This window comes from Nonomuraea mangrovi (genome assembly GCF_042681425.1).
Taxonomy (GTDB): domain Bacteria; phylum Actinomycetota; class Actinomycetes; order Streptosporangiales; family Streptosporangiaceae; genus Nonomuraea; species Nonomuraea mangrovi.
Window position 1 is genome coordinate 58,472 of record NZ_JBHUFV010000007.1, and the last position, 12,985, is coordinate 71,456.

Here is a 12,985-nt window from a genome sequence, read left to right on the forward strand (position 1 = left end):
CCGTACCATGAAAAGGAGTGACATGGATCTCTCTGACCGTCTCGAACCCGTCCTGGACAGCGCGCGACAATCCGCCAGGGAGGTGGACGCCGACGGCAGCTTCCCGGTCCAGGCGCTTGACGCCTTGCGCCGTTCCGGCCTGCTGGGGCTGACCCTCCCGCCCAGGGAAGGCGGTCTCGGCGGTGGTCCCGAGGACCTTGTGGAAGTGCTGAGCGCCCTCGCGGCCGTCTGCGGCTCCACCGCGATGGTCTATCTGATGCACGTGAGCGCGGCGATGGCGGTCGCCGCGGCGCCGCCGGCCGGCCACCCATCGCTGCTCCCGCGACTCGCCTCGGACTCGCTGGCGACGCTGGCCTTCAGCGAGGTCGGCTCGCGCTCGCACTTCTGGGCTCCGGTCTCGCGGGCCGGCCGAGAGGGAGACAAGATCGCCCTGCGTGCCGCCAAGAGCTGGGTCACCTCGGCGGGCCATGCGGAGGTGTACGTGATGTCCACCCTCGCCCCGCAAGCCGACGAGGGGGCCGTCGATCTCTACGTCGTCCTCGCGGACAGCCCCGGGGTCGAAGTCGCGGGATCGTGGCGGGGGCTCGGCCTGCGCGGCAACGCCTCCTCCCCCATGCGCTTCGAGCTGCTCGCCCACGACGGCGACCGGATCGGCGAGCCGGGCGGCGGCTTCGATCTGATGCTCCAGTCGGTGATGCCGTGGTTCAACGTGGGCAACGCCGCCGTCTCGCTCGGCCTGGCGCAGGCCGCTCTGGACGCGACCGTCGCGCACGCGAGCGGCGCCAGGTTCCAGCACACCGGCGAGGGCCTGGCCGACCTGCCGACCATCCGCGCGCAGCTGTCGCGCATCGCCTTGGACCTCGCGATGGCCCGCGCCTATGTGGAGAAGGCGGCCCGCAGCCTCGCCGCACCCGATGACTCGACCATGCTGCACGTTCTCGGCGTCAAGGCGGCCGCCAACGACATGGCCCTGCGCGTCACCGACACGGCGATGCGGGTCTGCGGTGGCGCCGCCTTCTCCGAACACCTGCAGCTCGAACGGTTCTTCCGCGACGCCAGAGCCGGTCACGTCATGGCCCCGACCGCGGACGTCCTCTACGACTTCTACGGCAAAGCGATCACCGGACGGGAGCTGTTCTGATGCTGACGATCGGAGCGGTGGCCTACACGCCCAATGTCGTCCCCATCTGGGAGGGCATCCGCGACTACTTCGAGGGCAGCGGCGCCGAGATGGACTTCGTGCTGTTCTCCAACTACGGCAGACAGGTCGACGCCCTCCTCGCCGGCACCGTCGACATCGCCTGGAACACCAACATGGCCTGGGTCCGGACCGTCCTCCAGACCGACGGCGGCTGCCGCGCACTGGCCATGCGCGACACCGACCTGACCTTCGCCAGTGTCCTGGTGGCCCGTGCGGGCAGCGGCCTCGACGGGCTCGACGACCTGCACCATCGCCGCATCGCGCTCGGATCCCGTGATTCGGCCCAGGCGTCGGTCCTGCCTGTGCACTTCCTCACCCGGGCCGGTGTCGCCGATGTCGAGTTCCTCCGCATCGACAGTGACCTGGGCAAGCACGGCGACACCGGCCGCAGCGAGCTGGACGCCATCCGCGCCGTGCTCGACGACCAGGCCGACGTCGCCGCGATCGGCATCACCACATGGGAGGCCATCGGCAAGGACGAGCTCATGCCGGGCGCGCTCGAGGAGGTGTGGCGGTCCGAGCCGTACTGCCACTGCAACTTCACCACCCTCCTGCCTTCCGCGCGCACGGAGCCATGGGTGGAGCACCTTCTCAAGATGGACTGGCACGATCCCGCCCACCGGCGCATCCTCGAGCTTGAGGGGCTGCGCCGCTGGGTCCGGCCCGAGCTGGACGGCTACGCCTCGCTGTTCGAGGCGGTGGAGCGGCAGGGACTCGCGCCGACATGGTGATCCTCGACCTGGTCGAGCGGATGGGCGCGCTCCCCGTCGGGGCGACGGCCGAGGTCCCTCTCGCGGCCGGCGAGGCCGAGCTCGTCGAACGCTGGTGCGCGCGGACAGGGAACGAGCTCGTCGAGATCGGACACGGCGTGGCCGTGGTCAGGCGGGGCCGTCCACCCGACCCCGTGGAGGATCTCCCTGCCGACCGGCGGCCGGGCGCCCGGCTCTGGCTGTACACGAACTTCGACTGCAACCTCGCCTGCGACTACTGCTGCTCGCGTTCCTCGCCGCAGACCGCGCGCCGCGCGCTCGGGCTGGATCGGGTGCACCGGATCATGGCGGAAGCCGAAGGGGTCACCGAGGTCTTCCTCACCGGCGGAGAGCCGTTCCTCCTGCCGGACCTGGACGAGATCGTGCGGGCCTGTACCGACCGCTTCCACACCACCCTGCTGACCAACGGCATGCTCTTCCGCGGCCACCGGCTCGACGTGCTGCGTGCCATGCCGCGCGACCGGCTGGCGCTGCAGATCAGCCTCGACTCGCCTACCCCCGACCGGCACGACAGGCACCGCGGGCGAGGGAGCTGGAACCGCGCGGTGCTGGGCATCAGGACCGCGCTCGACGAGGGGTTCCGCGTCCGCGTGGCGGCCACCATCGCGCCAGGGGAGGACACGGACGCGGACGCGTTCCACGCCTATCTCGACGGGCTCGGCATTCCCGTCCAGGATCGGGTCATCCGCCCGGTGGCCAGGCGGGGATCCGCCGGTGAGGGAGTCACCCTCACCGTGGACACCCTCGTCCCCGAGGTGACGGTGACGGCCGAAGGCGTCTACTGGCATCCTGTGGGCGCCGATCACCTCGACCAGCTGGTCACTCGCGAGATCTTCCCCCTCTCCGCCGCGATCGAGGAGGTACGGCGCCGCTTCGCCGAGTACCGGCGCGGCTCCATGGAAGCGGCCGCGAGCTTCCCCTGCGCGTGAAGCGACGCCCTCGTCTTCACCGATCGGCCTCGCGGCACGGGACGCGGCACGACCGGCCGGAGCCGGTCACATCAGATAGCGGAGCCACAGGTAGGGCGCGACCAGCGCCACCGTCACAAGGGTGACCACCAGTCCGTAGCGGGTGAACTGCCAGAAGCTGATCGGAGTGCCGTTGCGGGCGGCGATTCCCACCACCACGACGTTGGCGGCGGCTCCCACCGCGGTGGCGTTACCGCCCAGGTCTGCGCCGAAGGCGAGCGACCACCACAGCACCTGCGCGGTCTGGTTGCCGCCGCCGGCCTGGACGAGTTCGGACACGATCGGGCTCATCGTGGCGACGTACGGGATGTTGTCGACGATCGCCGACAAGCCGGTCGACACCCACAGCAGCCCCATCGTGGCCAGACCCAGGCGGCCTTCGGTCGCGCCGACGGCCGCCTCGGCGATCTGTCCGATGACGCCGGTGTTGACCAGCGCCCCGACCATGACGAACAGACCGGCGAAGAACACCAGGGTGGGCCACTCGACCTCCTCGATGGCCTCGCCCGTGGTGACCTTCGTGGCCGCCACCAGCACGCCCGCGCCCAGGATCGCCACCACGGACGGCTCGTAGTGCAGCACGGGATGGAGCACGAACGCCACCATCACCAGGGTGAGCACGGCGAGCGACTGCCACAGCAGGCGGCGGTCGCGGATCGCCTCCCGCTCGTTCAGCGACATGATCTCCGCGGCGCGCTCGGGGTCGTAGACGAAGTACCTGCGGAACAGGAACCTGCACAGCCCGACGAACACCCCCATCAGCACGATGATCATCGGTGCCAGGTGGATGAGGAAGTCGTTGAAGGTCAAGCCTCCCCTGCTGGCGATGATGATGTTGGGCGGGTCGCCGATCAGCGTCGCCGTACCTCCGATGTTGGAGGCCATCGCCTCGGCGATCAGATAGGGCGCGGCGGACAACGCCAACCGTTCACATACCAGGAACGTCACCGGCGCGATGAGCAGCACGGTGGTGACGTTGTCGAGCACGGCCGACGCCGACGCGGTGATGAGCACGAGCAGGACCATCAGCCTGAACGGCTCGCCCCTGGCGCGCTTGGCCGCCCAGATCGCCAGATACTCGAACACACCTGTCTGCTTGAGCACACCGACGATCACCATCATGCCGAGCAGCAGGAAGATGACGTTCCAGTCGATCCCGGTGTCCTTGGAGAAGAACGCGGCACCGGCGTCGGTGGCATGGACGACCAGCATCAGACCGGCGCCGCCGAGTGCCGCGGCCACCCGGTGGATCTTCTCCGTGGCGATGAGCGCGTAGGAACACAGGAAGATCGCCACCGCCAGCCATGCGGTGACGGTCACGTGGAGACCAGCCTGTCCATCAAGGCCTGTAGGGTGACCGCTCCCAGCAGCCTGCCCTCGGCCACGACCGCCACGACCGGGCTGTGGGTGCGCGCCATCAGCGCCGCCAGCTCCAGTACGGTCGCGTCGGGGTCGGCGACCGGCAGCTCCCGCCGCTCCCTGGGCAGAGCCTCGCGCACGGTCCGGTCGTCGAGCACGCGCATGAACCGGTCGGCGTGCGCCTCGTCGACGACCCGGGCGAGCGCGGGGTCGTCCTGGCAGTATCGCGGAACGGCCAGGCGGAGCACCTGCGTGCCGGGCAGGATCGTGTACGGCGCGCCGTCGGCGTCGACGACGATCAGGCCGGGCAGGTCCTGTTCGGCCAGCAGCCCGGCCGCTTCGAGCACCGGCGTGTCGAGTCCCACTGTGGGGAAGTCCTCAAGGAGATCACGCGCACGCATGGGTCCGGCCTCTCTGTCGGAGATGGACACGACATTGCCGACCAGACTTCCCGGCGCACCTGAGAAGAACCTATCAACAGACGCTGAGCATCCGTCCAGGAGGAGACGAGCTTCCCTGAACCGATCCCCGTTTGAGCAGGTGGATCCCATGGCATTACCGAGACTGAAGACCCGGCACGCACTCGCACCAGTGCCCACGACGAGGTAAGGGACCGGCAGCATGGCCTACGACGATCTCAGAGCGCTGTACGTCAACTGCACGCTCAAGAAGAGCCCGGAGCGCAGCCATACCCAGGGACTGATCGACCTCAGCGCGCGCATCATGGAGCGGCAGGGCGTCCAGGTCGACCACCTGCGGGCCATCGACCACGACATCGCCACCGGCGTGTGGCCGGACATGACCGACCACGGGTGGGACAGCGATGAATGGCCCTCCATCTACCGGAGAGTGCTGGCCGCGGACATCCTCGTCCTCGCCGGGCCCATCTGGCTCGGGGACAACAGCTCGGTCACCAAAAGAGTCGTCGAGCGGCTGTACGCCTGCTCCAGCCTGCTCAACGACGCCGGGCAGTACGCCTACTACGGACGCGTCGCGGGCTGCCTGATCACCGGCAACGAGGACGGCGTCAAGCACTGCGCGATGAACCTGCTCTACAGCCTTCAGCACCTGGGCTACGTGATCCCGCCCCAGGCCGACGCCGGGTGGATCGGCGCGGTGGGCCCCGGCCCCTCCTATCTGGACCCGGGCTCGGGCGGACCGGAGAACGACTTCACCAACCGCAACACCACGTTCATGACCTGGAACCTGCTCCACCTGGCCCGGATGCTGAAGGACGCGGGCGGCATCCCCGCGCACGGCAACCAGCGTTCGGAATGGGACGCCGGATGCCGCTTCGACTTCGACAACCCCGAACACCGTTGACTTGTCGATCGCGGCGTTCACGTCCCGATCATGGATGGCGCCCCACGGGCAGGACCATTCCCGCACCTTCAGCGGCATCGTCTCGGCCAGCGTCCCGCAGGCCGAACACAGCCTCGACGACGGGAAGAACCGGCCGACCTTTTGCGAACCCCCTGCCATACAGCTTCGCCTTGTACTCCCTTGGGGCGTGGGCGAGGTCAGCGGCGGGCTCGCCGGCTGGGGGCAGGCCCGGCCTGCGGTGCCGGTGGTGCGGGCTCCGGTACGGCCGCGGCCGGTTCGGGCAGCGTCCGGAACAGCAGCCAGCTCAGGGCGGGCATCACGATCAGCGGCGCGAGGGCCGCCTGCAGGGAGGCGGCGTCGGCGATGCCGCCGAGGAGGGGACCGGCCAGGCCGCCGACGCTGACGGTCAGGCCGAGGGTGATGCCGCTGGCGGTGCCGACCCGCGTGGGGAGGTAGTCCTGGCCGAGCGTGACCTGGAGCGAGAACGGGATGTAGAGGCCGACGGAGGTCAGGGCCACGAACAGGTAGAACGCCGGGCCGGGGACGAACACGACGCCCGCCACCGCGAGGACGGTGATCAGGTACGCCCTGCGCACGGCGGTGACCCGGCCCCAGCGGTTGGCCAGGCCGCCGCCCAGCACCGTGCCCACCGCCCCGCCGAGGTAGAGCACGAACAGCGCGGCGGTGCCCGCCGAGGTGCCGCCCCCGGTGCGCTGCTGGGCGTAGAGCGAGACGAACGTGCTCAGGCCGACGAAGACGATGGACCGGCAGACCACGGCCAGTGACAGCTTGACGAACGAGATCGTGTCGTCGGCCTCCGCCGCGGCCTCGGTGCCGGAGCCGGTGCGTGGTGTCTTGTCCAGCGTGCGCAGGACGGGCAGGCACAGCACGCTGCCGGCGAGGGCCGGCACCATGAGCAGCGGCGAGAGCCGCAGGCCTCCGGTGGCGACAACGGCGGCGACCATGAGGGGCGCGACCGCGAAGCCGAGGTTTCCGCCGAGGGAGAACCAGCCCATCGCGCTGTGGCTTCCCCTGCTGGCGATCCGGGCGACACGGGCCGATTCGGGATGGTAGGCGGCGACCCCGATCCCGGACACCGCCACGAACGCCAACGTCAGGGGGTAGGAGCCGGCGAGGCCGCTCAGTGCGATCCCCAGCCCGCCGAGGAGCGTGCTCACCGGTAGCAGCCAGGGCAGCGCCCTGCGGTCGGTCAGCGCGCCGAACAGCGGCTGCGCGACCGAGGACAGCAGTGACGCGGCGAGCACGACGCCCGAGGCTGCGGCGTAGCCGTAGGCGCGCTCGGCGATGAAGAACGGGACGAGCGAAGCCACGGCGCCCTGGTAGACGTCCACGCACGCGTGCCCGGCCGACAGCAGGATGATCGAGGTGTTCCTTGGCACCTCACCATGCTCACCGCCCGGCGGCCTGTCGCGCTTTCGATAATCTGCCAATCGGTAACGGAAATCCGCCACGCGCCGCGCCGGCCGGACGGCGGCTCGTTTGACACCCGGGCCCGTGCCACCGCCCCGGCCGGCTGATCCGGGCGGTGACGGCATCACCTCCCCATCGACGTTCGGATCGCCGACCCACGCTGCGCTACGGCAGCCGCCTGCCGGAGACGGGGAGCGGCGTGAACGTCAGGAGGCCGCGCACAGCGTGTCGCCCAGCTGGGAGCGTTCGTAGAACACCTCGCGTCCGCTGCGCCGCTTGGTGATCAGGCCGCTTTCCCGCAGTACCTTCAGGTGCTGGCTGACCGCGCCCGGCGCCATCGACAGCCGCCGCGCCAGGATGCTGGTCGTGGCCGCGTCGCTGAGAGTGACGAGGATCCGCGCCCTGGTCCGTCCGATGAGCGCGTCGAGCGCGCCGGTGGTCGGGACCGCCCCGTGCGACCAGACCGTGCCGACGCCGGGCACGGGGTAGACGAGATTCGGCTGGTACGGCTCGGCCATGACGATCGTGTCAGGCCAGTGGAACACGCTCGGGATGAGGATCATGCCGTCGCCGCCGAGCGGTCCGCTACGTCGCCAGGCCCGGGTCCGCACACGCAGCCGGCCGTCGTCCCAGGTGATGTTCGGGTGCAGGTCGTTGAACATCGCCCCGGCGCCGTCGCGGGCCAACTGGCGTGAACGGCGCAGCACCTCGGCCTCGAACAGCCCCCTGATCTGCGGCCAGTACCGGTCCATGGCCACGTCCCAGTACAGGCGGAGCTCGGCGGCCGCCCGGGCGAGACCGGCGGCGGGGTCGGCCAGGAACTCCCGCACGATCGGGGTGCCGGCGGCGGGCACCCTGGCCGCCTCGGCGACCGCCTTGTCCCGGTCGGCGGCCGCGATGAGGCCGAGTTCGGCGGCGATGTCGGGCAGCGGCCGGGTCGGCGGCGGCGTCAGGAAGTCGACGAAGTAGGGGCCCAGGGGCGCCAGCGCGAACAGCAGCCCCAGGTCCAGCCCGGCGAGGAGGGGTCGCACGGCGCGGATCCACGGCCAGTGCAGCGTGTGCCGTCCCGGATCCTGCAGCAGGCGCAGGCTCGCGACCGCCTCGGACGCCGGGGAGAAGGCGAACCTCAGCCGGGCGAGATCAGCCGAGGTGAAGTCGAACTCGGCGTATGAGGATTCAGGCACGGATTAAACATTCCAGAGACCGACGACCCGTGGCCAACCATGAACGCCATGGCAGTCACGACCGCAGGTCCCCCGTCCTTGCCGCGCCCGTTCTGGATGCTCTGGCTCGGCACCGTCGTCAACCGCACCGGCGCGATCGTGCAGCCGTTCCTGTCGGTGTACCTGGTCCAGGTCAGGGGTTTCACCCTGGCGCAGGCTGGCGCCGTCATGACGGCCTTCGGCATCGGGTCGCTGCTGTCGCACCTGGTCTCCGGATGGCTGGCCGACCGGTTCGGCCGCCGCCTGACACTGACCGGCGGCATGCTGGCCACCTCCGCGACGATGGTGATCCTCGGCGCCTCCAGCGGGTTCCCCGCCGTGACGGCGACCGCGTTCCTGCTGGGGCTGACGATCGAGTCCTACCGCCCTGCCTCGCAGGCCATGGTCGCCGACCTCGTCCCGCCGGCGCTGCGCGCGAGGGCCTTCGGGTCGCTCTTCTGGGGTGTGAACCTCGGCTATTCGGTGGCGATGGTCGCCGGCGGCTGGTTCGCCGATCACGGCCCGCGGGCGATGTTCGCGGTGAACGCCGCCGTCGCGCTGGTCTTCGCCGCCGTCGTGTGGCGGGCGGTGCCCGAGTCGCGCCCGGCCGAAGGGCCGCCCGCCGGGCGGCGGCTGCGCGTGGTGCTGCGCGACCGGCTGATGCTCGCGGTCAGCGCGGTCACGGCAGGCTACGGCCTCGTGTACGGCCAGGCGTACACCACCCTTCCGCTGGCCATGGCCGAGCAGGGCGTCGACCGTACGGACTTCGGCCTGGCCATGGCGCTGAACGGTGTCCTGATCATCGTCGTCCAGCCGCTGACCGGAAGGTGGGTGGCGCGGTGGGATCCGAGCCGTGTCCTCGCGGCCGGAACCGCCGTCGTCGCCATGGGTTTCGCGCTCACCGCGTTCGTGCACGACGCGGGCGGGCTCGCGCTGACGGTCGCCGTCTGGACCGCCGGGGAGATCGTCGTCGCGGGCGCCGTCCCCACGATCGTGGCGGCGCTGGCGCCCCGGGAACTGCAGGGCACCTACGCCGGTGTCTCCGGGATGAGCTGGGCGGCAGGCGCGGTCCTGTCGCCGCTGATCGGCACGGCGCTGCTGCCGCTGGGACCGGGCGCGCTGTGGGCCGGTGTCGGCGTCGCCGGCGCCGTCTCGGCCGCCGGCGCGCTTCTCCTCGCCGGCCCCGTCGGCCGGCGCCGCCAGCGCTTCCGGCGGATTCGCCAGAGGTGACACGCAGGAGACGGTCACGTTCCCCGGAGGGGTTCACCTCCGCTTCGTTCGTGGCGCGTACGACCACAGGACGGCCGGGCATGAGCGCCGTCCCGCCTGACCGGGGCTCACGAGTACGGTTCGCACACCGTGAACGAGACTCTCCTGGTGGCCTTCGCCGGGGTCAGGAGGTGGAAGACGACCGTGTGCCTGCCCGGCGAGAACGCGCCCATCGGGTTGCGCTGGTTCTTGTCCGTGCCGTTGGTCACCCAGCTCGTCTTCCACCCTTCGTCCTCGCCGTCCACGACCCACCGGTAGCCGTATTCGGTCTGCTTCCCCGCCGGGCCCTTGAGCAGGGCGACGGGGAAGAGGCTGGGCGACCAGCAGCCCTTTTCGGTCTCCAGCCCGTCGAGCGTCAACGACACCAGCCGGATGCTCGCGGTCGAGGTCGTGGGCTTGACCGGGGAGGTCGTGGGCCTCGCGGTCGAGGGCGTGGGCCTCGCAGGGGAGGTCGTGGGCTTCTTCGGGGAGGTCGTGGGTCTGGACGTCGGCCGCCGCCCCGAGGGCGTGGACGTGGGACGGGCGGTCGCGGGCGGCTTCTCGGAAGCCGGATCGGATGTCCCTGCCGCGACGCCGGAAGAGGCGGTCGCGCCGCCGGACGAGGCCGTCGCGGGGGTGGCGGTCGTCTCCCGAGCGGGCATCCACGCGATCGCCCCGGCCACCAGCGCGGCCGACACCCCCAAGGCTCCGACGCCCGCCAGCACCGCCCTCCCACGCCGCCGGCCCGCCATGCCGCCCGCGGGTCCGGCCGGACGGCCTGCGCGGCCGCCTGCCGTACCTCCTCGGGGGAGCGTGGCTCCCGTCGCGACGCTGGGCTGGGCGCCGAGGAGCCGGAGCAGGACATCCTGCATGGTGGGCCGCGCCGCGGGGTCCTTGGCCAGGCAGGCCAGCACGACCGGACGCAGCGGCCCCGGCAGGTCGCCCAGATTCGGCTCGTCGTGAAGGATGCGGCGGATCACCGCGGGCAGCGAGTCGTTGCCGAAGGGCGGCGTCCCTGTCGCGGCGAACACGATCACCGACGCCCAGGCGAAGACGTCCACCGCCGGACCGATCGGCTCGCCCGCGAGCTGTTCGGGCGCCATGTAGGAGGGCGTGCCGACGATGCTGCTCGTCACGGTCAGCGATTGGCCGGCGGCGCGGGCGATGCCGAAGTCGATGACGCGTGGCCCGTCGCGGCCGAGCAGCACGTTGGCGGGCTTGAAGTCGCGGTGCACCACCCCTGCGCGGTGGATCGCGGCCAGCGCGGTCGCCGTCGCGACCGCCAGCCGCTGCAGGTCGGCGCCACCGTGCCGGCCCGCCTGGTGAAGCGAGGGTCCTTCGACGTACTCGGTCACGATGTACGGCCGGCCGCCCAGCGAAGCGTCGAGCACCTGGGCGATGCAGAACGGCTCGACCCGGCGCGCCGCGTCGATCTCCTTGGCGAAGCGGTGGTCACCCGCCAGCCCGTCCTGCAGGACCTTGACGGCGACCGGCCGCCCGTCGGGCGCCTGTCCCAGGTAGACCACGCCCTGGCCGCCCTCGCCCAGCCTGCGGTGCAGCCGGTAGGGGCCGACGGCCGGGGGATCCTCGGGCAGGAGCGGGGCCGTCACTCGGTGCCGACCGGGCAGATGGTGAACGAGAGCGTCTTCGACGCCGTCGAGGGCGAGGTGAGGCGGAGCGTGACGCGGTGCGGGCCGTTCGGTTCGACGAGCGGGCCGACGAGCTGCTGGGTGTGGGAGTCGGCGATGTAGGCCTCCGAACGCTCCACCACCCGGCCGTCCAGTATCCATTGGTAGCTGAATCTGGTGTGCAGCTTGGTCCCCTCGACCAGGCCGAAGGTGTTGGACTGGCCGATCTGGCAGTCCTGGGTGTTGGCCGTCCTGGCGCCCTGGGCGCGGATCGACACGATGCGGAGCGAACCGCTGCCGGAGGAGGCGGACCTGGTCGGTGCCGCCGATCGGGTCGTCGGGTCGGTGGCGGGTTCCCTCGTCTGGCCGGTGGTCGGCTTCTCGCTCGGCTCGGGTGTGGACGGCGTCCTGGTCCGCCTGGAGCGCTGGCGCGTCGGCGTCGGGCTTGGCTCGCCGGTGGTGGTGATCGCCAGCGGCTCCATGGTCGGGCGCGGCGTCTCGGTGCCGGTGCCGCTCGTGACGCCCCAGATGACGGCCCCCGCGGCGGTCAGCGCCGCCAGGCCGGAGGCTCCCGCGACGACCCGGCCGAGTACCCCGTGACGCGGCCTCGCGGTCCCGTTCCCGCCCCGCGGCCTTCCTGGGACCGTGTCGGGGCCGGTGCGTCCCACGTCGCCCGGACGGCCGGCGCCCTGGCCGCCCAGCAGTCGCAGCAGCACGTCCTGCATCGACGGCCGGTGCGCCGGGTCCTTGGCCAGGCACTCGAGCACGATCGTGCGCAACGGTTGCGGGAGGTCGCCGAGCTGCGGCTCGTTGTGCAGGATCCGGTTGATCACGGCGGGGAGGGAGTCCTCGCCGAACGGGGGGCTTCCCGTCGCGGCGAACACGATCACCGAGGCCCATGCGAACACGTCGGTGGCGGGCCCGGCCGCCGCCCCCGCGAGCTGCTCGGGCGACATGTACGCGGGCGTCCCCATGATGCCGCTGGTCGCCGTCAGCCCCGATTCGACGGATCTGGCGATCCCGAAGTCGATCACCCGGGGCCCGCCGTGCCCGAGCAGCACGTTGGCGGGCTTGAAGTCGCGGTGCACGACACCCGCCTGGTGGATGGCCGCCAGCGCGGTCGCGGTCGCGACCGCGAGCCGCTGCAGGTCGGCGCCGCCGTGGCGGCCCGCCTGCTGGAGTGAGGGTCCTTCGACGTACTCGGTCACGATGTACGGCCTGCCGCTCCGCGAGGCGTCGAGCACCTGCGCGATGCAGAACGGCTCCACCCGGCGCGCCGCGTCGATCTCCTTGGCGAAGCGCTCGTCGGCCAACCCGTCCCGCAGCACTTTGACGGCGACCGGCCGGCCGTCGCGCCCTTGGGCCAGGTAGACGACGCCCTGCCCGCCCGCGCCCAGTCGTCCGAGGAGCCGGTAGGGCCCCACGGCCGCGGGGTCGCCCTCCCGGAGTGGTTCGGCGTGGGGCATGGGACTCCTGTGACGGCTGCTAGGTGATCTTCAGCACGATAGCGGGAAATGTCAGGATTGGTGGGCAAGTCGTGTCAACCAGGTCCGTCTCCCTCTCCTGGCCACGACGTTCGTGCTCCAGGACGTTCCCTGGAGCCTGCCGTTCGTGTCTTGCCGGACCCCGACCCTGATGCCCGGAGGCGGCCGTCGACGCGGCGACCCGCATGGCCATGACGTGCCCCTCGTCGCCGGTGAGAGTGGCGGCGACCGCCGGTCGCCGCGAGTAATGACTTCTTTTCTTTTTACGAGTTTCACCGGGAAACTTCCCGGAGCTTTGCTGGAAGCGTCCGAATCTTGTGAGTCCTTCTTGACTGAAAAGTTCTCCAAGGACGCACCTCACCGCTGCCGGC

Annotated in this window: 11 protein-coding genes and 1 pseudogene; 5 read left to right on the forward strand and 7 right to left on the reverse strand. The window is 71.2% G+C overall.

Annotated elements, in window-relative coordinates; genetic code table 11:
* The first annotated feature begins 22 nt into the window (after positions 1–22).
* From fadE16 to ACFSKW_RS05755, 3 genes are read left to right on the forward strand one after another with little or no spacing between them, the layout of a single operon-like run.
* Complete coding sequence (gene fadE16 / locus ACFSKW_RS05745; RefSeq protein WP_379569897.1) at positions 23–1,141, forward strand: Rv1679 family acyl-CoA dehydrogenase; 1,119 nt, start codon at positions 23–25, stop codon at positions 1,139–1,141.
* The gene (locus tag ACFSKW_RS05750) at positions 1,141–1,932 is read left to right on the forward strand and encodes an Rv1680 family SBP-like protein (protein ID WP_379569898.1); all 792 of its coding nucleotides are present in this window, start codon (positions 1,141–1,143) and stop codon (positions 1,930–1,932) included. Before fadE16 ends, ACFSKW_RS05750 begins: the two co-directional genes overlap by 1 nt.
* The gene (locus ACFSKW_RS05755) at positions 1,926–2,900 is read left to right on the forward strand and encodes an Rv1681 family radical SAM protein (protein ID WP_379569900.1); all 975 of its coding nucleotides are present in this window, start codon (positions 1,926–1,928) and stop codon (positions 2,898–2,900) included. The genes ACFSKW_RS05750 and ACFSKW_RS05755 overlap by 7 nt, the downstream gene beginning before the upstream one ends.
* A gap of 66 nt (positions 2,901–2,966) precedes the next feature.
* Here ACFSKW_RS05755 and ACFSKW_RS05760 read toward each other — a convergent pair whose 3' ends face one another.
* Positions 2,967–4,259 (reverse strand): ArsB/NhaD family transporter, encoded by a 1,293-nt coding sequence (locus ACFSKW_RS05760; protein WP_379569902.1) that lies wholly within the window; start codon positions 4,257–4,259, stop codon positions 2,967–2,969.
* The gene (locus ACFSKW_RS05765) at positions 4,256–4,699 is read right to left on the reverse strand and encodes a CBS domain-containing protein (RefSeq protein ID WP_379569904.1); all 444 of its coding nucleotides are present in this window, start codon (positions 4,697–4,699) and stop codon (positions 4,256–4,258) included. The genes ACFSKW_RS05760 and ACFSKW_RS05765 overlap by 4 nt, the downstream gene beginning before the upstream one ends.
* A 220-nt stretch (positions 4,700–4,919) precedes the next feature.
* On the opposite strand from ACFSKW_RS05765, the gene ACFSKW_RS05770 reads away from it, so the two are divergent.
* Positions 4,920–5,621, forward strand: a complete 702-nt coding sequence (locus tag ACFSKW_RS05770) for a flavodoxin family protein (RefSeq protein WP_379569906.1) — start codon at positions 4,920–4,922, stop codon at positions 5,619–5,621.
* A gap of 9 nt (positions 5,622–5,630) precedes the next feature.
* Here the strand turns inward: ACFSKW_RS05770 and ACFSKW_RS05775 are convergent.
* The 3 genes and pseudogenes from ACFSKW_RS05775 to ACFSKW_RS05785 form a co-directional block, all read right to left on the reverse strand.
* Positions 5,631–5,799, reverse strand: a pseudogene (locus ACFSKW_RS05775) (zinc ribbon domain-containing protein); the annotation flags it as partial.
* 19 nt (positions 5,800–5,818) lie between these two features.
* Positions 5,819–7,021, reverse strand: a complete 1,203-nt coding sequence (locus tag ACFSKW_RS05780) for an MFS transporter (protein WP_379569908.1) — start codon at positions 7,019–7,021, stop codon at positions 5,819–5,821.
* A 237-nt stretch (positions 7,022–7,258) separates the two neighbouring features.
* Complete coding sequence (locus ACFSKW_RS05785) at positions 7,259–8,236, reverse strand: ArsR/SmtB family transcription factor (protein WP_379569910.1); 978 nt, start codon at positions 8,234–8,236, stop codon at positions 7,259–7,261.
* Between the two features lie 48 nt (positions 8,237–8,284).
* On the opposite strand from ACFSKW_RS05785, the gene ACFSKW_RS05790 reads away from it, so the two are divergent.
* A complete protein-coding gene (locus ACFSKW_RS05790) occupies positions 8,285–9,484 on the forward strand; it encodes an MFS transporter (RefSeq protein ID WP_379569912.1) in 1,200 nt (399 codons plus the stop codon).
* Between the two features lie 107 nt (positions 9,485–9,591).
* Here the strand turns inward: ACFSKW_RS05790 and ACFSKW_RS05795 are convergent, their stop codons facing one another.
* On the reverse strand, positions 9,592–11,112 hold the full coding sequence (locus ACFSKW_RS05795) for a serine/threonine-protein kinase (protein ID WP_379569914.1): 1,521 nt from the start codon (positions 11,110–11,112) through the stop codon (positions 9,592–9,594).
* Positions 11,109–12,596 (reverse strand): serine/threonine-protein kinase, encoded by a 1,488-nt coding sequence (locus tag ACFSKW_RS05800; protein ID WP_379569916.1) that lies wholly within the window; start codon positions 12,594–12,596, stop codon positions 11,109–11,111. The genes ACFSKW_RS05795 and ACFSKW_RS05800 overlap by 4 nt, the downstream gene beginning before the upstream one ends.
* Between the last annotated feature and the right edge of the window lie 389 nt (positions 12,597–12,985).